Origin of the sequence: Nocardioides sp. zg-DK7169 (assembly GCF_013155365.1) — a bacterium.
Taxonomy (GTDB): Bacteria; Actinomycetota; Actinomycetes; order Propionibacteriales; family Nocardioidaceae; genus Nocardioides.
Genome location: NZ_JABJRA010000010.1, coordinates 75006 through 96211, shown reverse-complemented (window position 1 = coordinate 96211; position 21206 = coordinate 75006). Strand labels below are relative to the sequence as shown.

General features: G+C 74.5%; 15 protein-coding genes. 3 read left to right on the top strand and 12 right to left on the bottom strand.

The genetic code is table 11. The features are described 5' to 3' along the window. Positions 1-71 precede the first annotated feature (71 nt). Complete coding sequence (locus HOQ23_RS15450) at positions 72-1562, top strand: MFS transporter (RefSeq protein WP_367650523.1); 1491 nt, start codon at positions 72-74, stop codon at positions 1560-1562. 99 nt (positions 1563-1661) lie between these two features. Here the strand turns inward: HOQ23_RS15450 and HOQ23_RS15445 are convergent, their stop codons facing one another. The 5 genes from HOQ23_RS15445 to HOQ23_RS15425 are packed head-to-tail and all read right to left on the bottom strand — an operon-like array spanning position 1662 to position 11525. Then, complete coding sequence (locus HOQ23_RS15445) at positions 1662-2267, bottom strand: ACT domain-containing protein (RefSeq protein ID WP_172215483.1); 606 nt, start codon at positions 2265-2267, stop codon at positions 1662-1664. A gap of 59 nt (positions 2268-2326) precedes the next feature. Continuing rightward, the gene (gene recD / locus HOQ23_RS15440) at positions 2327-4192 is read right to left on the bottom strand and encodes an exodeoxyribonuclease V subunit alpha (RefSeq protein ID WP_172215482.1); all 1866 of its coding nucleotides are present in this window, start codon (positions 4190-4192) and stop codon (positions 2327-2329) included. After that, positions 4189-7584, bottom strand: coding sequence for a UvrD-helicase domain-containing protein (locus tag HOQ23_RS15435; RefSeq protein WP_172215481.1), 3396 nt, complete (start codon positions 7582-7584; stop codon positions 4189-4191). Before HOQ23_RS15435 ends, recD begins: the two co-directional genes overlap by 4 nt. 11 nt (positions 7585-7595) lie before the next feature. Then, positions 7596-10973: an exodeoxyribonuclease V subunit gamma gene (recC, locus tag HOQ23_RS15430; protein ID WP_172215480.1), complete on the bottom strand. Its 3378-nt coding sequence runs from the start codon at positions 10971-10973 to the stop codon at positions 7596-7598. A gap of 57 nt (positions 10974-11030) precedes the next feature. Beyond that, positions 11031-11525 (bottom strand): PGPGW domain-containing protein, encoded by a 495-nt coding sequence (locus HOQ23_RS15425; RefSeq protein ID WP_172215479.1) that lies wholly within the window; start codon positions 11523-11525, stop codon positions 11031-11033. Positions 11526-11710: 185 nt separating this feature from the next. On the opposite strand from HOQ23_RS15425, the gene HOQ23_RS15420 reads away from it, so the two are divergent. Continuing rightward, on the top strand, positions 11711-12112 hold the full coding sequence (locus HOQ23_RS15420) for a universal stress protein (RefSeq protein WP_172215478.1): 402 nt from the start codon (positions 11711-11713) through the stop codon (positions 12110-12112). A 52-nt stretch (positions 12113-12164) separates the two neighbouring features. On the opposite strand, the gene HOQ23_RS15415 is transcribed toward HOQ23_RS15420, so the two are convergent. Beyond that, positions 12165-12677: a nuclear transport factor 2 family protein gene (locus tag HOQ23_RS15415; RefSeq protein WP_172215477.1), complete on the bottom strand. Its 513-nt coding sequence runs from the start codon at positions 12675-12677 to the stop codon at positions 12165-12167. 71 nt (positions 12678-12748) lie between these two features. Between HOQ23_RS15415 and HOQ23_RS15410 the strand changes: the two genes are divergently transcribed. Then, entirely contained in the window at positions 12749-14185 is a 1437-nt protein-coding gene (locus tag HOQ23_RS15410) for an MFS transporter (RefSeq protein ID WP_172215476.1), read from the top strand. Here the strand turns inward: HOQ23_RS15410 and pcaC are convergent. The 6 genes from pcaC to HOQ23_RS15380 form a co-directional block, all read right to left on the bottom strand. After that, positions 14158-15336 (bottom strand): 4-carboxymuconolactone decarboxylase, encoded by a 1179-nt coding sequence (gene pcaC / locus HOQ23_RS15405; protein WP_172215475.1) that lies wholly within the window; start codon positions 15334-15336, stop codon positions 14158-14160. The genes HOQ23_RS15410 and pcaC overlap by 28 nt on opposite strands. Before the next feature lie 110 nt (positions 15337-15446). Beyond that, positions 15447-15833: a hypothetical protein gene (locus tag HOQ23_RS15400; protein ID WP_216654279.1), complete on the bottom strand. Its 387-nt coding sequence runs from the start codon at positions 15831-15833 to the stop codon at positions 15447-15449. Between the two features lie 8 nt (positions 15834-15841). Beyond that, positions 15842-16591 carry an ABC transporter ATP-binding protein gene (locus HOQ23_RS15395; protein WP_172215474.1) on the bottom strand — a complete coding sequence of 250 codons (750 nt, stop codon included), beginning with the start codon at positions 16589-16591 and terminating at the stop codon, positions 15842-15844. Continuing rightward, positions 16588-17328, bottom strand: coding sequence for an ABC transporter ATP-binding protein (locus HOQ23_RS15390; protein ID WP_172215473.1), 741 nt, complete (start codon positions 17326-17328; stop codon positions 16588-16590). Before HOQ23_RS15390 ends, HOQ23_RS15395 begins: the two co-directional genes overlap by 4 nt. Then, positions 17321-19624 (bottom strand): ABC transporter permease, encoded by a 2304-nt coding sequence (locus tag HOQ23_RS15385; protein WP_172215472.1) that lies wholly within the window; start codon positions 19622-19624, stop codon positions 17321-17323. Before HOQ23_RS15385 ends, HOQ23_RS15390 begins: the two co-directional genes overlap by 8 nt. 99 nt (positions 19625-19723) lie before the next feature. Continuing rightward, complete coding sequence (locus tag HOQ23_RS15380) at positions 19724-21133, bottom strand: ABC transporter substrate-binding protein (protein ID WP_172215471.1); 1410 nt, start codon at positions 21131-21133, stop codon at positions 19724-19726. Positions 21134-21206: the final 73 nt, after the last annotated feature.

Sequence of the window (21206 nt, the reverse complement as noted above, 5' to 3'; positions counted from 1 at the left end):
ATCAAAAGTGTAACGCGCACAACATGTGCACGATGCACAACCATCGCCGGATGCCCGTACAGTGCTTGCTTGTGTCAACTACCTCACTCCGCCCGCCCGCCCCGGCGCGCCCGGTCCGCCCGGGGGCCGTGGTCGTCGTGCTCGCCGTTGCGGGCATCACCGCCGCCCTCATGCAGACCCTCGTGGTCCCGCTGATCCAGGACCTCCCGCGGATCCTGGACACCAGCGCGTCCAACGCCTCCTGGGTCATCACGGCCACCCTGCTCACCTCGGCGGTGGCCACCCCGATCAGCGGCCGCCTCGGCGACATGTTCGGCAAGAGGCGGATCATGCTGATCTGCGCCGGTTCGCTGATCGCCGGCTCGGTGGTGGGCGCCCTCGCCACGGCGGTGGTCCCGATGATCATCGGGCGCGGCCTGCAGGGCATCGGCATGGGCATGATCCCGCTGGGGATCAGCGCCATGCGCGACCTCATCCCGGCGGAGAGGCTCGGCAACTCGATCGCGCTGATGAGCGCCTCGATGGGCATCGGCGGGGCGCTCGGGCTGCCGCTCGCGGCCGCCGTCGCCGAGAACGCCAACTGGCGCGCCCTGTTCTGGGGCGCCTCGGCGCTCGCCGTGCTCGTCGCCGTGCTGATCTTCGCCTTCATCCCGGCGACCCCGGTCGCCAGCAGCGGCGGCTTCGACGCCATCGGGGCGGTCGGGCTCGGCATCGGCCTGGTCAGCCTGCTGCTCGGCGTCTCCAAGGGCGCCGACTGGGGCTGGAGCAGCGCCACCACGCTCGGCCTGCTCATCGGCGCGGTCGTCGTCCTGCTGGCCTGGGGCGCCTACGAGCTGCGCACCGCCGCCCCGCTGGTCGACCTGCGGGTCACCGCGCGCCCCGTCGTGCTGCTGACCAACCTGGCCTCGCTGGTGATCGGGTTCGCGATGTACGCCCAGTCGCTGATCATCCCGCAGCTGCTCCAGCTGCCCTCCGAGACCGGCTACGGCCTGGGCCAGTCGATGATCCAGATGGGCCTGTGGATGATGCCCGGCGGCTTCGTGATGATGGCGATGTCGCCGGTCGGCGCCAAGATCTCGCACGCCCGCGGGCCGAAGATCACCCTGGCGCTCGGCGGCTTCACCGTCGCGGTCGGCTACCTGTGTGCCATCGCGCTGATGAGCTCGACCTGGGGCCTGCTGATCGCGGTCTGCATCTGCTCGATGGGCGTCGGGTTCGCCTACGGCGCGATGCCGGCGCTGATCATGGGCTCGGTCCCGCTCTCGGTCACCGCCTCGGCCAACAGCGTCAACACCCTGATGCGCGCGCTCGGTACGTCGTTCGCCGCGGCCGTCGTGGGGGTCGTGCTGGCCCAGATGACCACCGACTTCGGCGGCTTCGCCGTGCCCAGCGAGGCCGGGTTCCGCACCGGCCTGCTCATCGCCGCCGTCCTCGCCCTGCTCGCCAGCGTCATCGCGCTGTGCATCCCGCAGCGCGCCAGCCTCGAGGCGGAGGACCACATCGAGCACCCCGAGCACGCCGAGCAGGCCGGGGGCGTCGCCCCCGCCGCGACCGGCCGCTGACACCGGCCCGCTGACACCGACAGCCCCCGGTGCGCCACGTGCGCGCCGGGGGCTGTCGTCGTCTCGCGGGGTGTGGCGCGGGCCGGTCGGGCGGGTGCGTCAGCCGGCGCGGGAGATCGACATCGCCAGCGCCACCAGGTGCCCCAGCCGGGCCAGCTCGGAGTCCAGGAACTCCGGGCCACCGCGGCGACCCAGCAGGACCACCTCGTGCTTGTTCAGCCGGGCCCCGCAGTGCACGTTGTCGTCGTCGGTCTCCAGTCGCGCGGCCTTGCCGAGCTGCTGCCAGGTGAGGTCGCTGGGCGCCGCCTGCGTCGCGTAGATGGTGCCGCTCTCGCGACCCACCCGCGCCGCCCAGTCGGCGCGGAAGGTGATCGGCAGCAGGTCGATGAGCCGGTCCAGGGCCTCGACCGGGTTGGCGGTCAGCTCCTCGACGGCCTCGAGGTCGAGGAAGAGGTTGCCGCCGGCGGCGTACCGGCTGATCCACACCACCCGGACCCCGTCCAGGGCGTTGCAGACCGACACGATCGAGTCGGGCATCGTGCCGGGCGAGGTCTCGAGCAGGACATCGTCGACCGCGGTCCCGTCGTGGCGCTTCTCGACGATCTCGATCGCCTCGATGTCACCACCGGCCTCACCGATCGCGCTCGCCAACCGGCCGAGGGATCCGGGGACGTCGGGCAGCTCGACACGCAGCAGGTAGGGCATCAGCACTCCATTCGCTCGCCCCGACCATAGCGATCCCCGAGCCTGCGGCGGCGGCCTGCTCAGGACTCGGTCGCCGCGGCGCGCACCGGTCCAGCCATGCCTGCCGTGCGCAGCCGCTGGCGCAGCCCGGTCGCCCGCTGGACCCGGTGTGCGACCGCGGCCCGCACCGCCGCCTCGGACCCGACCACCCGGACGCGCTCCTGGGCGCGGGTCACCGCGGTGTAGAAGAGCTCGCGGGTGAGCAGCGGGGAGTCCTGGGGCGGTAGCAGCACGGTGACCTCGCGCGCCTGGCTGCCCTGGCTCTTGTGGACCGTCATCGCGTGGAGGGTGTCGACGTCGGAGAGCCGGGACGTCGCGAAGCGCAGGTGCTCCCCGACGCCGGCCACCACGGCGCGCAGCTCGTCGTCCTCGCGGACCACCACGCCGGTGTCGCCGTTGAACAGGCCCAGGCCGTAGTCGTTGGCGGTCACCAGCAGCGGGCGTCCGGCGTACCACTCCTGACCCCAGACGGCCCCGACCGGCTGGCCAGTCGCCTCGCCGAGCCAGCGCTCGACCTGACGGTTCCAGTGGTTGACCCCCCACTGCCCGTCGCGGTGGGCGCACAGCAGCCGGTGGTCGTCGGTGGCCCGGACAGCGCCGTCGGCGTCGCCTGCCAGCGCCGCGGCGCGCACCGCGAGGGCGTGCTCCACGAGCAGGTCGCGCAGCCGGTCGGTGGCGGTCGGGTCCTCGGGGTCGATCAGCTCGACGTCGTCTGCCCCGGAGGTGAGCAGCGCGAGCACCTGGTCGGCGTCGCCGGCCCGCAGCGCCTCGGCGAGCGCGCCGATGCTGCCGCCGAAGCGGTGGGTGGTGCGCAGCGCCGCGACCGCGTCGGGCGTGGTGTCGGCCAGGCCCTGCACGAGGTCGGAGAGCACCGCCCCCGCCTCCACGGAGGCGAGCTGGTCGGGGTCCCCGACCAGCACCAGCCGGGCGTCGGGGCGCACCGACTCCAGCATCCGGGCCATCATCGTCAGCGACAGCATCGAGGTCTCGTCGACCACCACGACGTCGTGGGGCAGCTTGTTGCCGCGGTGGTGGCGGAAGCGGGTGCTGGACTCCGGCACCCACCCGAGCAGCCGGTGCAGCGTCGAGGCGCCGAGGTCGGCGAGCCGGGCCCGGTCCTCGTCGGTGAAGCGCTCCGAGGCCTGCGCCTCCTCCACGGCCTGCTGCAGCCGCGCCGCCGCCTTGCCGGTCGGCGCGGTGAGCGCGATCCGCAGCCGCCGCCCGGTCGCCTCGGCCTGGTCGGTCAGCAGCGCCAACAGGCCCGCGATCGTGGTCGTCTTGCCGGTGCCGGGGCCGCCGGTGAGCACCGTGGTCCACTGGCGCGCGGCCGCGAGCGCGGCGGCGCGCTGCTCGGCGTACCCCTCGCCGGGGAAGAGCCGCTCGGCGGTCGCCTGGAGGCGGGTCGGCTCGATCGCCGGCGGGACCGCCGCGGCCCGGGTCAGCAGGTCGTCGCGGACCTGGCCCTCCTCGCGCCAGTAGCGGTCGAGGTAGAGCTGGCCGTGCTCGACCTGCACCACCGACGCGGCCGCCGCCGGGCTGGCCGCCACCCGCTCCAGCCAGCCGTCGACGGCCGGCCACGGGAGCGGGTCCGCCTCGACCGGCTGCTGCCCGGTCGCCCCGGAGTCCTGGGCGTCCTCGGGCTCCGGCGCCGCGGCGACCGCGGCGAGGTCGACGCACACCGAGCCGTGGCGCGCGGCGCGGACCGCGAGCGCGACGGCGAGGCGCACCTCCTCGTCGACCGTGCCGGTCAGCTCGCCGAGGCGGGAGGCGACGTGGACGTCGGCCGCGGTGATCACCCCGGCGTGGTTGAAGGTCCGCAGCAGGCCGGTGGCGCCGGTGGCCAGCCGGGCGTCGAAGCGGTCCTCGACCTCGAAGCGCTCGATCATGCGTCCTCCTCGCGTACGCCGTCGAGCAGGTCCGACAGCGCGACGACCAGCGCCGCGGGAGGGCGCCAGCCGAAGACGCCCGACGGGCACCCGTCGACCGTGGGGGTGTCCGGGCCGCACATCCCGCGGACGTAGAGGTAGAGCACGCCCGCGAGGTGGACCTGCGGGTCGTAGCCGGGCTGGCGCCAGCGCAGGTAGCGGTGCGCGACGACGCAGTAGAGCATCGCCTGGAGCGGATAGTGCGAGTGCAGCATCGCCTCGGCGAGCAGCGGCGGGGCGTAGTCGGCCGCGGTCAGCGGGCGTGACGGGTCGCCCAGCATGTTGGTCTTGTAGTCGACCACCACGAAGCGCGGCCCGTCGTCGGTGTGCAGCCGCAGCACGGCGTCGACCGACCCCGAGAGGTAGCCGCGCAGCGGCTGGTCGCCCAGCGGCGGCGTCTCCAGCCGGTCGGCGTACGGCGCCAGCGGGTCGTCGGCGGGCAAGTGGCGGCGCAGCAGCGGGGCGAGGTCGCGCAGCAGCACCTCGCGCCGGGGAGCCGCGCCGGGCACGTCACGGACGTCGCCGCCGACCAGCGGCAGCTCGAACTCCAGCTCGCGCAGCCGGTCGCGCAGCGGCACCCGGCCCAGCGTCCAGCCGGGCGCGACCGGGCCGAACGGGGTCTCGTGGAGCGGCACCAGGGCCTCGGCGAGTGTGTCGACGCCCACCTCCACCGGCCACCAGGCGACTTGCTCGGCGACGTGGCGGCGCAGCTCGGCGACCAGGTCGGGGGCCTCGGGGTCGGTGTGCTCGAGGACGGCGTGGACCAGGCTGCCGAACCCGGCGCCGGCGGGCAGGTCGGCCATCGGCGAGGGCACCGAGTCCGCGCCCTCGGGCACGGCGTGGAGCGTGGCCGGGGCGAGCCCCGGCTCGGGAGCGGGCGGCTCGTCCTCGAGACCGGCGACCTCGGGCTCGCTGGCGACCTCACCGTGGCCGGTGAGCGCCTGCTCCTCCTCGACCCGGATCAGCCCGGAGTACGACGTGCGCCGCCAGTCGGTGTCGACGACGCGGGTGAAGCGGCGCACCGCGAGCTCCCCGGTGTCGGACCCGGACACCTGCCCGGACGCCTCGACCGGCTCGGCGACCTCGGCGACCGGGCCGCCGAGCTCCTCGAGCATGGCCAGCACCCGGGCGGCGTACTCGTCGTCGCGCACGTCCTGGGCGTCGGGCACCTCCGCGACACCGGGGCGGCGCCCGAACAGCAGCCGGTGCAGCCCGCCGATGCGGGTGTTGTACGTCGGGGCCCACCACGCCACCACCTGGCCCTGGGCGCGGGTGAGCGCGACGTAGAGGTCGCGCAGCTCCTCGCCGCCCTCCTCGGCGCGGTGCCGGGCCAGGTTGGCCTCCCAGGCCGGGCCGGCGCCGCTGACGTCGAGGGTGCGGCGCCCCTCGTCGTCGTGGAAGAGCGCCACCTCGGTGGAGAACTCGAAGCTCTGGTAGGCGAAGGGCAGGTAGGTGACGGGGTACTGCAGCCCCTTGCTGCCGTGCACGGTGACGATCTGGACCGCGGCCGCGTCGGAGTCGAGGCGCCGGGGCCGCTCGGTGGCGGTGGTGCGGCGCTGCTCCTCGCGGAACCAGCCCAGCAGGGCGGTCAGGCCGAGCTGGTCGCGGGTGGCGAGCTCGTGCATCAGCTGGGCGAGGTGGCGCAGGTCGGTCAGCAGCCGCTCGCCGTCGACGCCGGCCAGCACCCGCGCGCTCAGGCCGCGCTCCTCGGCGGCCTCGACCAGCGCGGCGACGCCGCGCCCGCGCAGCAGCAGCGCCCAGCCGCGCAGGGTGTCGGCGATCCGGCCGGTGAGCCGTTCCCCGCCCGCGTCGAGCTCGGCGGTGGTGTGGCCGAAGAAGCTGGTCAGCGCCGCGGCGCGCACGAGCCCGGAGCGGTGCGGCTGCTCCAGCGCCTCGAGCAGCGCCAGCCACTGGTCCGCGGCGGGGGTCGAGAAGACGTGGCCGCCCCCCGCGAGCACGGCTGGTACGCCGCGGCGCGCGAGCGCCCGCTGGACCAGCAGCCCGTGGTCGCGCACCCCGACGAGCACCGCGACCTGGCGGGCCTGCAGCGGCTCCCCGCACCAGGTGGCCTCGGAGGCGAGCAGCGCGGCGATGTCGGCGGCGCAGTCGTCCGCGATCGCCTCGCGGGCGTCGGGGGCGCCGATCAGGCCGCGCTTGAGCCGGAAGCCGTCGCGCGGCAGCCGCCGCAGCCGGAACGGCGCGGAGGAGGGGGCGCCGCGCAGCCGCGGCACCTCCCGGTCGGGCCACGGGTGGTGGGCGGCGACGTCGCGCACCACGATCTCGGGATGGCCCAGCGCCGCCCCGCGCAGGACCACCTGGAGCCGCTCGAGGAGGGCGGCGTCGCTGCGCCAGTTGGTCCCGAGGGTCGCCTGGGTGGTGGCGGTGCGGGCCGCAGCGAGGTAGGTGACCACGTCGCCGCCGCGGAAGGCGTAGATGGCCTGCTTGGGGTCGCCGATGAGGACCATCCGGGCGTGGCCGCTGAACGCGCGGTCCAGCACCTGCCACTGCACCGGGTCGGTGTCTTGGAACTCGTCGACCAGCACGATCCGCCAGCGCTCGCGCATCCGCGCCCGGGCGGGGGCGTCGTCGTCCTCGAGGGCCGCGGCGAGCCGGGTCAGCAGGTCGTCGTAGCTGAGGATGCCGCGGCGCCGCTTGCGGCGCTCGACCTCCTCGCGCACGGCCTGGGCGAAGCCCACCCGGGCTCCGGCCGCGCTCTCCGGGTCGCTGGCCGGGGCCAGCACGGCCTGGGGGTCGCCGACCGCCCGGCGCCCGAGGGAGAGGGCACAGGCGCGGTCGAAGGGCGGGCGCTCGCGCACGTGGCCGAAGCGCTGGAGGTAGAGGTCGTCGACGACCTCCACGACCAGGTCGTCGAGGTTGTCGACCAGCTGGGCGCCGGAGTCGGTGTCACCGGCGACGCCGAGCGAGCGCAGCACCATCTGGCAGAACTGGTGGGTGGTCGCGATCGTCGCGGTGTCGAAGGACGCGAGCGCGTCGCGCAGCCGGTGCCGCATCTCGGCGCGGCGCTCGGCGTCGGCGGCCAGCAGGTGGGCCACCACGGCGTTGTCGCGGTCGGCGGAGTCCGGGTCACCCAGCGCGCGCTCGGCCTCGACCAGCTGGTCGCGCACCCGCTCACGCAGCTCCTGGCTGGCGGCGCGCCCGAAGGTGATGACCAGCATCTCCTCCAGCGCGGCGACGCCCTCGGCGACGTAGCGGGTCACCAGGGCACCGACGGTGAAGGTCTTGCCGGTGCCGGCGCTCGCCTCCAGCAGGGTCGTCCCCACGCCGGGCAGCTCGCCGGTGACCTCGAAGGACGCGACGTCCCCGGGCTCCCCGACCGGACGGACGGACTCCATGCTCTGCACCATCACCAGCTCCCCTGCTCGGCCACCAGCAACGGGCTCCACAGCCGCAGGGCGAGCGCCCCGAAGCGGGTGGTCTCCCCCTCGAACCCCTCGCCGTCGCCGGGCGGGACGTCGAGCCCGGGCAGCGGCGCGCCCCGGCCCCACACGGTGCGGTGCGCCGGCAGCGACTGCTCCCCGTCGTACCTCCCGTCGCGCCAGTCCCAGCCGGCCTTGAGCACGGCCTCGTCCTGGGTGGCCCGGGTGCGGCGGGTGCGGGCGTAGGCCAGCGACGCCTTGAGCGGCAGCGGGAGCGGCTCGCTCAGGCCGCGGTCGCGCAGCTCGACCAGCTCGCGCAGCCGGCTGTGCGCAGTGTGGTCGAGCGGGCCGAGCAGCGAGACCGCGAACGCCTCGCGCGAGCGGCTGTTGGTGGGCCGGCCCAGCGTGTGGGCGGTCCAGCTCTGGTCCTCGTCGGTCGCGGCCAGCGCGAGCAGCCGGATCCAGGACTGCAGGCGGTGCGCCGCGCCGAGCCGGGAGTAGGTGACCGGCACCTGGCGGTCGCCGTACACGTCGGCGACGGTGCCGCGCAGCCGCCGCCCGTGGCCCAGATCGACGTCGACCTCCACGGCCCGCGGCGGGCGGGTGCGGCGCTCGCGCGCGGCGGCGGCGAGCGGCTGGGCGCGCATCAGCAGGTCGCCGAGGACCCGCCACCCGAGCATCCCGGGCGGCAGCACCCCGCGGCGCCACTCCTGCTGGCGGGCCTGCTCGACGTCCATGCCGGCGAGCAGGTCGCGCAGCACCCGGTCGCCGACCTGCCACTGCACGAGCTGGTCGACCTCGACCGGCAGCCCGTCGTCGAGCGGCTCCTCGTCGTAGGGCAGCGCCACGTCGAGGCGCTGGCGCGACAGGAACCCCTGGACCGGGCCGCCGCGACGGCAGAAGAACGAGACCAGGTCGTCGAGGGAGACGTCCTCGAGCGGGGCCGGGGGCAGCGGGCCGGGCAGGAAGGGCGCCGGCGGCTGCCGCTCGCCGGCGGCGGCGCGGGCGCCGCTGAGCGCGGCCCGGTCGAAGGTGAACGGCGTGTGCGCCACGAGCGCGCCCGGGACCAGGTTGCGTGCGTCGAAGGGCTGGAGCGGGTGCCGCACGGTGACGGCGTCGGCGACCCGGCCCTCGGGGGCGGTCGCGGTGAGGTCGAGGGCGTCCAGCAGCTCCCCGAGCGGTACGGCGGGTGGGCGCGGCTGGCCGGAGTACTCGTTGGCGCCGGTGTAGGTGACCACGAGGTGCTCGGTGGCGGAGAGGATCGCGTCGAGGAAGAGCTGGCGGTCCTCGCTGCGCGGGTCGCGCTCGCCGGTGAGCGGCTCGCGGGCGAGCACGTCGTCGCCGTCGACGCTGCCCACGCGCGGGAAGACCCCGTCGTCGAGGCCGAGCAAGCAGACCACGCGGTGCGGCACCGAGCGCATCGGGACCATCGTGCAGACCGTGAGCGTGCCGGTGCGGAAGTTGGCGCGGGTCGGGCGGCCCGCGAAGAGGTCGGCCAGCAGCGCGCGGACGTCGGGCAGGCGCAGCGAGGTGGCGCCCAGCCCGCCCGCGGCCTCGCGGACCCGGCCGAGCTCGCGCTGCACCTGCCCGACCTGCCAGGACTCGCTCGCGGGGACCGCGGTCAGCGACTCGACGCCGTCCGCGAGGGTGCTCAGCCAGTGCTCCAGGGGGCGGGCGCCGACCAGCAGGTCGGTGACGGTGCGCAGCCGCTCGACGAACTCGGCCAGCTTGCCGGCGAGCTCGACCTGGCCGCTGCCGACGTCGTCGATCGGCAGCGTGCGGTCCAGCCAGGTGCCGGTGTCCTCCGACATCGCGACCCCGGCCAGCAGCCGGTCCAGGCCGAAGCGCCAGGTGTTGGCGACGTAGGCGTCGAGGCCGTACTCGGCGCGGTGCTCGGCGTCGAAGGCCCAGCGCACCCCGGCGGTGCGGACCCAGTCGGTGAGCTGCTGGAGGTCGTCGTCGCGGAACCCGAAGCGGCGCCGCACCGGCTCCGTGTGGGCCAGGTCGAGCACGTCGCCGGCGCCGGCGCGGCCGCCGGCCAGGTCGAGCAGCCGCTCGGCGACCGAGAGCAGCGGGTTGGTGCGGGTCAGCGCACGGTCGGCGAGGCGGACCCGCAGCCGGTGGGCGGGGTGGCCCTGCTCCCCGACCACGTCGCCGAGGCCGAACCCGGCGGAGATCAGCGGCGCGAAGGTCTCGATGTCGGGGCACATCACCAGCACGTCGCGCGGCTCGAGGGTGGGGTCCTCGGCGAGCAGCCCGAGCAGCACCTCGCGCAGGACGTCGACCTGGCGCGCGGCGCCGTGGCAGGCGTGCACCTGCACCGAGCGGTCCTCGGGGCGCAGCGTGCGGGCGGCCGCCGGACCGACGGCGTTGGCGCGCAGGTCGCCCTGGAGCCAGCCGAGCAGCGTGTCGGGGGTGTGCGGGTCGGGGCCGACCTGCTCGTCGCGGGTGGTGACCCCGGCCAGGGTGCGCTGCAGCTCGCGCACGTCGCGCCCGAGCGTGGAGAGCAGCGGGTGGGCCACGACGCGGTGGCTGTGGTCCGCGCGCCGGTCCGCCGCACCGCGGGTGCCGCTCGCGAGCTCGGCGCCCCAGGCGTCCCACAGCGCGCCGGAGGGGTGCGGCAGCCAGAGGTGGACCTCGCGGTGCCGTCCGAGCGCCTCCAGCAGGGTGGTCTCGGTCTCCGGGAGGCGGGTGTGGCCGAACAGCGAGAGCCGGTCGGGCAGGTCGAAGGAGCCGGGCTCGTCGTGCAGCCGCGCGACGGTCTCGGCGAGGCGGGCCTGCGGCGCGGGCGCGCCGACCCGCTGCGCCACCCGGCGCCACAGCTCGGGCTGCCAGGTCAGGTCGGCGGGCAGCGGGTGGCCGCGCCCGTCGGTGTCGCGACCGGCGGCCCAGTCGGCGACCAGGGCGGGGCGCTGGACGGCGTACGACGCGAACAGGCGGGCCAAGCGCCGGGCGACCGCGAAGCGGCGGCCGTGGCGCAGGTCGGCCTCCTCGCCGGCGAGGCCGTGGCCGAGGTGGCGGGCCAGCGGAAGCGCCCAGCCCTCGTCGAGGCTGTCGTCGACCGCGGCGAGCAGCGGCCAGACCAGCGACTCCGGCGACCACGGGTCCTCGTCGCGGGTGCCGGCGATCTCGGCGAACAGCGAGCGGGGGGTGCGGAACCCGACGCCGGCGCAGATGCCGTCACCGCCGCGCGGACCCGCGCCGAGGTGGTGGGAGAGGCGCTGGCTCAGCCACCGCTCCACCCCCTTGGCCGGCACGACCACGACCTCCTCGGCGAACGGGTCGGCGAGCGGGGTCGCGAGCAGGCGCGCCAGCGCATCGACCAGCACGTCGGTGCGGGCGGCGCGGTGCAGGTGCAGGGTCACGACGCGCAGCATTCCACGGCGGGCCGACAGTGCCGCGGCGAGCGGGACCGGTCGGGCTCAGGGAGCGACGTCGCGGTCCTCACGGGCGCGGGTGGCCTCGTGCAGGTCGTGCTCGAGCTCGGCGACCGCCTCCGGGTCGTCGTGGAAGCGGCGGTAGCTGTAGACGAGCAGGCCCAGCGCGACCAGGGCGGAGACGACCTGGGTGACGCCGGTCGCGGCACCGCCGGGCAGCCACCAGCCGTCGGGCAGCGACCACCACCCCGGCACCGCGGGGCCGACGATCCACACCACGCCGCAGGCGACGAGCAGCACGATGCCGGTGAAGGTCAGCGCGATGCGCCACCACGCCTCGACGGACTCTGCGGCGCCCTTGAGCGCGCGGTACTTCAGCGGCGCGAGCCGCCGCTCCGCCCACTCGTACTGCTGGGAGAGGATCGCCATGCCGCCGAACAGCATGAGCAGGCCGGGACCGGGGAGCACGAGCGCGGCGACACCGGCCACCACGAGCACCCACCCCACGATCTCCAGGGTCAGTCGACGGGCCGCGGTCATCACGAGGACAGTTTCCCAGAACCGGCCAACACCGCGACGGACCCGGTCGGGCGCGAGCGCCGTCCGCGAGACCAAGACCGCACCCGTTCCGGGAACTCCCCAGGCCGTTCGCCGGATGGCCCGCCGCGCCGGCCGCTACGCTTCGCGGACCGGTTCGACTCCCGGTACGACTCCCAGGAGGACATGTGAAGATCGTCGTCGTCGGTGTGGACGGGAGCGAGACCGCGTCCGCGGCCGCCCACCGGGCCGCCGAGATCGCCGCCCGGTTCGACGCACGGCTCCACATCGTGTGCGCCCACCGCGCCGAGGGCGAGGAGAGCCGGCACCGGATCAACGACAACGAGCGCGCGCTCGCCGTGGTCGCCGAGGAGCGGGCCCGCCTGGCCTCGGTCCTCGAGGACATCTCCACCGAGGCGGTCCCGGGCAAGCCGGCCGACGTCATCCTCGCCGAGGCCGACCGACTCGGTGCCGACCTGGTCGTGGTCGGCAACAAGCGCCTCCAGAGCCCGCTGCGCGGCCTGGGCTCGATCGCCGGCGCGGTCGCCCACCACGCCTCGTGCGACCTGTTCATCGTCCACACGCACTGACCCGGACCGCACCGAGCCCGACCGCACCGCGCGGCGGCTCGGCGGACCGGCCTCAGCCGCGCCCGCCGTACGCCGCGACGTAGGCACGCCCCTCCTCGCTCAGGGTGCCGTGCTGCTCGGCGACCTGCGCCCAGCGCAGCGTGGTCTTGAGGAAGCGCATCGGGTTGTAGACGTCCTCCGCGCGGCTGAACAACCCGTCGCCGGCATAGGTGACGATCGTCAGGTTGGTCGCGTTGTGCACCGAGCCGTCGCCGGGGTCGGGCATCACGTTGCCGACCTCGCAGATCAGCCGGGACGTCGGCACGTCGACGACCGTCCACGACAGCGGGAACTCCACCATCGCGCAGCCGGGGAACGCGCTCATGGTGCGCACGCACCAGTCGCGGATCTCGTCGCGGCCGTGGAAGGTGCCGTAGACGTGCTCGACGTAGGTCGCGTCCTCGGTGAAGCAGTCCGCGAAGCCGCTCCAGTCCCCGGAGTCGGCGAATCCCTGGACCCGCTGGTGCAGGGCGGCGTACGCCTCGCGGATCTCGCCCTCGCTGAAGGTGCCGGTGCGCTCGTCCATGCGCCGCATCAGAGCAGAGAACGAGAACAGGTTCCACTCGACGCGCCCGGCGGCGCGACTAGCCTCGAGCGATGAGCGAGGGTGCCCTGCCCGCCGGTGGGGTCCGGCTGGGCACGGCGACCGGCCGGGCCGTGGTGCTGGCGACCGTCCTGGGCTCCGGCATGACGATGCTCGACGCGACGGTCGTCAACGTCGCGCTGCGCACGATCGGCGCCGAGCTCGACGCGAGCCTCGCCCAGCTGCAGTGGACCTCCAACGGCTACCTGCTCTCCCTGTCCAGCCTGATCCTGCTCGGCGGCGCCCTCGGCGACCGCTTCGGACGGCGTCGGGTGTTCGTCGTCGGCACGACCTGGTTCGCGCTCGCCTCGCTGCTGTGCGGCCTCGCCCCGAGCGCCGAGGTGCTCATCGGCGCGCGCGTGCTGCAGGGCGTCGGCGCCGCGCTGCTCACCCCGGGCAGCCTGGCGATCATCCAGGCCGTCTTCACCCCCGACGACCGGGCCCGCGCGATCGGGGCGTGGAGCGGCCTGGGCGGCCTCGCCTCCGCGATCGGCCCGTTCGTCGGCGGCGGGCTGGTGCAGTACGCCGACTGGCGCTGGATCTTCCTGGTCAACCTCCCGCTCGCCGCGCTGACCGTCGCGGTCGCGCGCCGGGTGCCGGAGACCCTCGACCCGCAGGCCCCACGCAGCCCCGACCTGCTCGGCGCGGCCTGCACCGTCCTCGCCCTCGGCGGGCTCACCTACGCGCTGATCCGGTGGGGCGGGACGGCGGCGCCGTGGGCGCTGGTGGTGGCGGTCCTCGCCGGCGCGTCGTACGTCGTGGACGAGCGGCGCAGCGCGCACCCGATGCTGCCGCTCGGCATCTTCGCCGAGCGCACCTTCGGCGCGGCCAACGCGATGACCCTGGTCGTCTACGCCGCCCTCGGCGCGGTGCTGTTCTTCCTGGTGCTCCAGCTGCAGACCGTGAGCGGGTACGGCGCGCTGGAGGCCGGGGTCGCCACGCTGCCGGTCACGCTCTGCATGCTGCTGCTCGCCTCGCGCGGCGGCGCGCTGGGCGCCCGGACCGGCCCGCGGTTCCCGATGACCGTGGGTCCGCTGGTGATGGCCGGCGGGACGCTGCTGCTGCTCGGCGTGGGCGCGCAGGTGGACTACTGGACCGAGGTGCTGCCCGGGCTGACCCTCTTCGGCCTCGGCCTGGCGCTCCTGGTCGCCCCGCTCACCGCGACGGTGCTCGCGGCCGTCCCCGACGCGCACGCCGGCCTCGCCAGCGGGGTCAACAACGCGGTGGCCCGCGCTGGCTCGCTGCTCGCGGTCGCCGCGCTCCCGCTCGTCGTCGGCCTCGGCGGGGAGGAGTACGCCGACCCGGCGGCCCTCGACGCGGCGTACGGCTCGGCGATGGTGGTCTGCGCGGCGCTGCTGGCGGCGGGCGGGGTGCTCTCGTGGCTCACGATCCCCGCCCGCACGCCCGGCGGGGACCCGCCCGGTCAGAACTCGTCGGCGAACAACTCCTGAGCGATCCGGAAGGCGACGTTGGCGCTCGGGACGCCGCAGTAGATCGCGCTGTGGATGATCACCTCGCGGATCTCGGCCACGCTGAGCCCGTTGGTGCGCGCGGCGCGCAGGTGCATCGCCAGCTCGGGGTGATGCCCGCCTGCGATCAGCGCGCTGAGGGTGATCATCGAGCGGGCCCGGCGGTCCAGGACCGGACGGTTCCACACCCCGCCCCAGGCGTACTCGGTGATGAAGTGCTGGAACTCCCGGGTCAGCTCGGTCGCGTCGGCCATCGCCCGGTCGACGTGCTCGGCGCCCAGCACCTCGCGGCGCACCTGCATGCCGACCTCGCGCAGCTCGGCGACGGTGAGCTGGTCGCGGGTCGGGCCCAGGGCGTGCTCGCGCACCAGCCGGGCGACCGCCTCCGGCGCCTCGACGGGGGCGAGGTGGGCGACGTCCTCGAGCACGACCAGGCGGCCCTCGCGCACCCCCTCGGCCACGGCGCGGACCACCTCGGGGGGCGCGGACACGTCGCGTGCCCCGGCGACCGCGAGCACCGGGACCGCCACCTCGGGGAGCCGGTCGCGCAGGTCGAAGCCGGCCAGCGCGCGGCAGACCGCGGCGTACCCCTCGTCGACGGTGTCGCCGAGCGCGTGCAGCAGGGAGGAGGCCCGGCCCGGGTGGTGCTCGCGGAAGCCCGGGGAGAACCACCGCTCCGCGGCGGTGGGCACGAGCGCCTCGGTGCTGCTGTCCAGGACCGTCTCGGCGCGGTCCTCCCAGCCGGCTGCGTTGCCGAGGCGGGCGCCGGTGCCCAGGAGGGTCGCGGACTCCACCCGGCCCGGGGCGTCGAGCAGAAGCTGGAGGCCGACGGCGCCGCCGACCGAGCACCCGGCGTAGTGGAACGTCGGCGGGTGGATGCCCTCCCCCATGCCGTCGACGAGGCTGAGGACCCCGGCGGCCAGGTCGGCCACGGTGATCGGGTGGTCGGGGACCATCGAGTTGGTCCCGTGGCCCGGTAGGTCCCAGGCGACCAGCTGGAAGTCGGAGGCGAGCTCCGGGGCGAGCGGCGCCCAGAGCGTCTGGGCGGTGGTGCCGAGGGCGGGGCCCAGGACGAGCAACGGCATCCCGGGCCGGCCGCCGAGCCGTACGGCGGTGAGGTGGACGGTGCTCATCGGGCTCCTCCAGCGGGGGGACGTGCGACCCCGTGCGGGCCACCTCGCCAGTGTTGCCGATCCTGCCGCCGGCGGCTATGCGCTGCGCGGGGGTCGCCCCGCGGAGGCGCTCAGTCGCGCGCGGCCAGCGCCGCCGCGAGCTGGTCGGCGCGGTCCTGGCTCTCGACGAGCTGGCGCAGCAGCCACAGCCGCAGCACCCGCGCGACCACGCCGGCGACGAACAGGCCGGAGCCGAGCACGGTCACCGCGACCCCCACGATCGCCAGGATCTGCATCGAGGCGATGTCGCGCCCGTCGCTGAGGCCGTTGGAGTTGATCCACGCGAGGAGCGCGAGCACGATGCCGACCACCGCGAGGGCGAGCCCCGCCGCGCGGGTCACGCCGTCACGCGCCACCCCGTCGGCCTTGAGGCTCTTCTCCGCGACGGCGTCGGCGAACGCCGCGCCCCGCTTGCCGCTGTGCGCGGGCTCGGCGCTGCTGGTGATGCTGCTGGACATGGTGGTCATCATCCCCCCAGATAGGTGGTGGAAAGGTCGGCATCGATCTCGGCGGGGCTGCCCACGGCAGTGACCCGGCCCTGCAGCATCACGGCGGCGACGTCGGCGATCGGCAGGACGGTGCGCGCGAACTGCTCGGCCACGAGCACGCTGATCCCCTCCTCGACGAGCTGGGCCACCGTGTCGTACATCTGGCTGACGATCATGGGCGCGAGGCCCATCGACAGCTCGTCGAGGAGCAGCACCGCGGGGTCGGTGGCCAGGGCCCGCGACAGCGCGAGCATCTGCTGCTCACCGCCCGACATCGAGCCGGCGAGCTGGTTGCGCCGGTCGCCGAGGATCGGGAACCGGCCGAACGCCGCCTCCTCGATCGCGGCCCGCGAGACCCCGGTGCCGGTGGCGAGCCACAGGTTCTCCCGCACGCTGAGGTTGGCGAAGATCCCGCGGCCCTCGGGGATCGTGCAGACCCCCAGCCGTGCGGTGTCCTGCGCGGAGATCCCGTCGACCTTGCGCCCGCCGTAGCGCAGCTCCCCGGAGGTGAGCGGCAGCAGGCCGCAGGCGACCTTGACGGTGGTGGACTTCCCGCCGCCGTTGGGGCCCAGGAGCGCGACCACCTGGCCCGCGCGCACGGTCAGGTCCACCCCGTGCAGCACCTCGATCGGGCCGTACGACGCGCGTACGCCGACCAGCTCGAGGACCGGCGGGGCGAGCAGCTCCTCGGGCAGCACGCCCAGGGCCCCCGCGAGCGTCTCGCTCATGCCACGACCTCCTGGCCGATGTAGGCCTCGATGACCTCGGGCGAGGCCTGCACCTCGGCGGGCGTGCCGGAGGCGATCACCCGGCCCCGGTCGAGGACGTGGATGGTGCGGCACAGCTGCATCACCAGCGGCAGGTCGTGCTCGACCAGGCAGACGGCGAGCCCGGTGTCGGCGAGCCCACGCAGCAGCGCGGCGAACTCCTCGGTCTCGTGCTCGGTCTGCCCCGAGGCCGGCTCGTCGAGCAGCAGCAGCCGGGGCCGGGTCATCAGGGCCCGAGCCACCTCGACCACGCGCGCCCGCCCGGTCGGGATCGCAGCCACCTCCTCCTCGGCGATGGCGGTGAGGCCGGTCAGCTCGAGCATCCGGTCGGTCTCGGCGTCCACGTCGAAGGAGCGTCCGTGCCGCGCCTTCGCGATGTCGCCGGCGACCCGCACGTTGTCGCGCACCGAGAGGGAGAGGAACAGCTCGAGGCGCTGGAAGGTGCGCGCGATGCCCAGGTGGGCGCGGCGCGCCGGGGAGCGCCGGGTGATGTCCTGGCCGTCGAGCAGGATGGTGCCGGCGCTGGGGCGCTGCATCCCGGTGACGGTGTTGAACAAGGTGGTCTTGCCGGCGCCGTTGGGGCCGATCAGGCCGGTGATCGTGCCGGCGGCGACGTCGAGGCTGACGTCGTCGACGGCCACGTTGCCGCCGAAGCGCACGGTGACGCCCCGGGTCTGCAGGAGCGGGTGCTCAGCCACGGACGGCCTCCTTCAGGGGTACGCCGCCGGCCAGGGCGACCTCGACGTCGTGGGACGGCAGCGGCCGCGGCGGCAGCCCGAGGGCGACGTCGAGGTCGTAGCGCTCCTCGGGGGTCATCGGGGCGTCGAGGCCGCGGCGCTCCACCGGGAGCACCCGGCGCCGGGCCGCGTGGGCCTCGAGCTGCTCGGGGGGCAGCACCCGCTCGGCCATCCACACCTGGCCCAGGACCGGTGTCAGGGCGACGACGCAGAACAGCGCGATCGCGAGCCACCAGTCCCCGATCACCCCGAGCAGGTTGAGCGCGACGAGCAGCGCGGCCACGCCGGCGCCGACGTACAGCACCGGACGGGCGCGCAGCAGCGGGCGGTAGCCCCCGCACAGCTGGTGCACGATGCCGCTGGGGTTCTGGTTGACGGTGATGCCCATCAGCGCGACGAGCACCGCGAAGAGGTGTCCCATCGAGCCGAGGACCGGCGACCACGCGTCGTGGGTGAGGGCGAGGTCGCGGAAGGTGCCGTTGACCAGGGCGAACCCCATCCCGACCATCATCCCGCCGAAGAGCGCGCCGCTGACGTAGCCGACGCCGCCGACCACGGTCAGCATCACCAGTGCCAGGCTCGCGGTGATCATGAACGCGTCGGTGGACACCGAGCCGGCCGAGGCGGCCATCAGGATGCCGCCGAGCCCGGCGATCGCCGCCGAGAGCATGAAGACGCCGAGCTTGAGCCGCACCAGGGACTGCCCGAGCATGGCGCTGGCGGCGGGGCTGTCCTTCATCGCCACCAGCCGCCGGCCGTAGCCGGTGTTGCGCAGCGCGACGATGCCGGTGCCGAGCAGCGCGAAGATCGCGGCCAGCACGATCATCGCCGTGGCGTCGCTGTCGAGGTCGAACGGGCCGAGCTGCACCGGCGGCACCATGATCGTGCCGGTCGGGAAGATCGCGCCCTCCCACCCGAACCAGCTCCGCGGGTGGATCTCGGTCAGCACCAGGGTGGAGACCAGCCCGCCGAACGCCATGGTCGCGAGGGCGAGGTAGAGCCCGCGCAGCCGGAGCGCCGGCAGGGCGACCAGGCCGCCGACGAGCGCCGCGGCGACGGTGCCGGCCAGCAGCCCGACCCAGCCCATCCGCGACGCGAGCCCGCTGCCCACGATGCCGACGTGGTAGGCCACGATCACGCCGACCGCGCCGAAGGACAGCGGGACCAGGTTGATCTCCCCGGCGTACCCGGTGAGCGGCACCAGCGAGAGCGCGATGATCGCGAAGGCCAGGCCGGCGACGAACGAGCCGTGCATGAGCGGGTCCGCGACCTTGGTCAGCAGCGCGACGATCGCGACGAACGCGACGCCCCAGCCGAGCGCCTGGCGCACCGAGGGGACCCGGCTGCGCTCACGGGTGCGCACCTGCGCGCCCCGCAGTCGGTCCTGGGGCAGCACCAGCAGCACCAGGAAGAGCACGATCATCGGCAGCGCGGTCTTGACGTTGCCCGCCCAGTCCCAGCTGCTCGGCGCGTAGGCCAGGAGGTACGTCGAGGCGAGGCCGAGCACCAACGCGCCCACGAAGGTGCGCGGGATGCTCTGCAGCCGCCCGAACATGGCGGCGGCGAACGTGTCGATGATCAGCAGGGTGAGCATGCTGGCCTCGAGCGAGCCGCCGGCGACCGGGGTGACCAGGACGCCGGCGAAGGCGGCCAGCCCGGAGCCGAGCGCCCAGCTGGCCATCGCGACCCGGTCGGGGTTGTGGCCGTTGAGCCGCAGCAGGTCGGGATCGTCGACCACGCCGCGCATCGTCACGCCGAGGCGGCTGCGGGTGAACAGCAGGCGCAGGCCGATCGCCAGCAGCGCGGCCGCGACCAGGCAGATGATCTCGTGGTAGCGCACCCGCACGCCGAACAGCTCGACCGAGGCCGAGTTGCCGAACAGCATCTCCACCTTGCGCGGCTCGGTCGGGTCCCACACCCACTGCGAGAGCGAGACCATCCCGAGCAGGACCGCCACCGTGACGATCACCTTGGTGACCTCGGCGACGTCGCGCAGCCCGTGCATCAAGAAGCGGTGCAGGACCACGCCGACCAGCGGGCCGAGGACCAGCACGACGAGCAGGAACGCGACCGGGACCGGCAGCCCCCAGCCCACGCTGAGCTGCCAGTACAGGAACGCCGCGAGCATCGCCTGCGCGCCGTGGGCGAAGTTGAAGACACCCGAGGTGGTGTAGGTCAGCACCAGGCCGGACGCCGCGATGGCGTACACCGACCCCAGCACCAGCCCGACGATCGTGTACGTCAGGAACAGCTCCATCAGGTCCCTCCCAGCCCTCTGTCGCCCCGCGGACCCTGTCCGCCTGCCTGTGCGTCCTGCCGTCCGCCCGGCCGCCGTGGCGACCGGGCGGACGCCGGATCAGCCCTTGGGCGTGAGCACGTCGTCGGTGAGGAAGGTGGTCGCGATCCGGTCGTCGGTCAGCTCGACACCCCAGGCGGCCTCCGGCGCCTTGCGGGCACCGTTCTTGGAGCAGTACCACTCGCCCTTCTCGGCCGGCTGGATCTGCTCGTAGCCGCGACCCGCGACGGTCACGAGGATCGCGCACTCCTGCGGGGTGTTGTTGCCGGGATCGGAGGTGCCGTGCAGGCCGCCGCCGGTCCACTCGTTGACCTTCGCGAGGCCGTCGACCATGCACTGGCGGGTGAGCTCGCTGCCGCAGTCCTTGGCGACCGTGGCCCACAGCAGGAACGCGGAGGCGCTCTGCATGCCCAGCAGGCCCTGCTCGCCACCGGTCTGCTCGAGGACGGCGCGGTAGTCGGCCACGGCGGGCACGACGTCGGCGTTCTCGAAGGGCTGGAAGTTCAGCGCGATGATCGTGCCCTCGGTCAGGTCGCCGACGTTGGCCTTCAGCACGCCGTCGGTGTACCAGGTGGCGGCGTTGGCCAGCGGCACGTCGAAGCCCTCGACCTTGGCGGCGTCGAGGAAGTTGTAGATCGGGGGCGACGGCGGGGTCCAGGTGAAGAGCGCGTCGACGTCGCACTCCTTGAACTTCTGCACGATCGCGCGGTAGTTGTCGCCGCCGGCGGACTTCAGCTCCACGCCGCAGTCCTTGGGCGTGATCCCGATGCCCTTGAAGTTGTCGGTGTAGCGGGTGCCGGCCTGGTCCACGGCCGGGGAGTCGCTGTTGAGGAACGCGACGTTCTTGAACTCCGGGTAGTTCTCGACGATGACCTCGATGTCGGCGTCGTTGAACAGGTCGACCGGGCCGGGCACGGGCTCGTACTTCATCGGGCCCATCGCGGCCTGGGGGGAGATCGCGAAGCCCGCGACGGTCGGCATCTGGCAGCCGATGCGGTCGGGCTCGATGTTCGCGTCGAGCGCGAAGCCCTGGCCGACGAGCATGAAGTCCTGGCCGCAGGACTCCTTGATGACCTTGGCCGACTCCAGGATCATGCCGTCGTAGCGGTTGCCGACGATCTCGCGGCCGTTGATGCCGCCGAGGCCATTGCACCACTCGACGAACGCGTCCATCGCGTCGCCCATCTCCTGGTTCAGGCCGGGGGTCGCGGGGTAGCCCTTGTCGTCGCCGTAGCCGATGGTGATCGTCTCGTCGGTGACGCCGGGGTCGGTCGCACCGCTGGCGTCGCCGTCGCCGCAGGGGGCCTCGAGGTCGCCAAAGGTGTCGGTGGGCAGGTTGGCGGCGGCCGCGGCGGTCGTCTCCTCGCCCGCCGACGGGTCCTCCTCGTCGCGGTCGGTGCCGCAGGCCGTGGCGACCAGCAGCAGGCTGGCGGCGACGACGCCCACCCGGGCGATCCTGTGATGACGCATGTGGTTGGTCCTCCCCAGTCGGCCGCCCCTTGTGACGGCGAACACATCGAATCGCATGCTGACAGATTTGACC

Excerpts from the sequence above, each read along its gene's own strand:
- HOQ23_RS15445 (WP_172215483.1), bottom strand. The coding sequence starts at position 2,267 with ATGCCCTACCTGCTGCGTGTCGAGCTGCCCGACGTCCCCGGATCCCTC.
- recD (WP_172215482.1), bottom strand. The coding sequence starts at position 4,192 with ATGATCGAGCGCTTCGAGGTCGAGGACCGCTTCGACGCCCGGCTGGCC.
- HOQ23_RS15435 (WP_172215481.1), bottom strand. The coding sequence starts at position 7,584 with ATGGAGTCCGTCCGTCCGGTCGGGGAGCCCGGGGACGTCGCGTCCTTC.
- HOQ23_RS15425 (WP_172215479.1), bottom strand. The coding sequence starts at position 11,525 with ATGACCGCGGCCCGTCGACTGACCCTGGAGATCGTGGGGTGGGTGCTC.
- HOQ23_RS15415 (WP_172215477.1), bottom strand. The coding sequence starts at position 12,677 with ATGGACGAGCGCACCGGCACCTTCAGCGAGGGCGAGATCCGCGAGGCG.
- HOQ23_RS15410 (WP_172215476.1), top strand. The coding sequence starts at position 12,749 with ATGAGCGAGGGTGCCCTGCCCGCCGGTGGGGTCCGGCTGGGCACGGCG.
- pcaC (WP_172215475.1), bottom strand. The coding sequence starts at position 15,336 with ATGAGCACCGTCCACCTCACCGCCGTACGGCTCGGCGGCCGGCCCGGG.
- HOQ23_RS15400 (WP_216654279.1), bottom strand. The coding sequence starts at position 15,833 with ATGTCCAGCAGCATCACCAGCAGCGCCGAGCCCGCGCACAGCGGCAAG.
- HOQ23_RS15395 (WP_172215474.1), bottom strand. The coding sequence starts at position 16,591 with ATGAGCGAGACGCTCGCGGGGGCCCTGGGCGTGCTGCCCGAGGAGCTG.
- HOQ23_RS15385 (WP_172215472.1), bottom strand. The coding sequence starts at position 19,624 with ATGGAGCTGTTCCTGACGTACACGATCGTCGGGCTGGTGCTGGGGTCG.
- HOQ23_RS15380 (WP_172215471.1), bottom strand. The coding sequence starts at position 21,133 with ATGCGTCATCACAGGATCGCCCGGGTGGGCGTCGTCGCCGCCAGCCTG.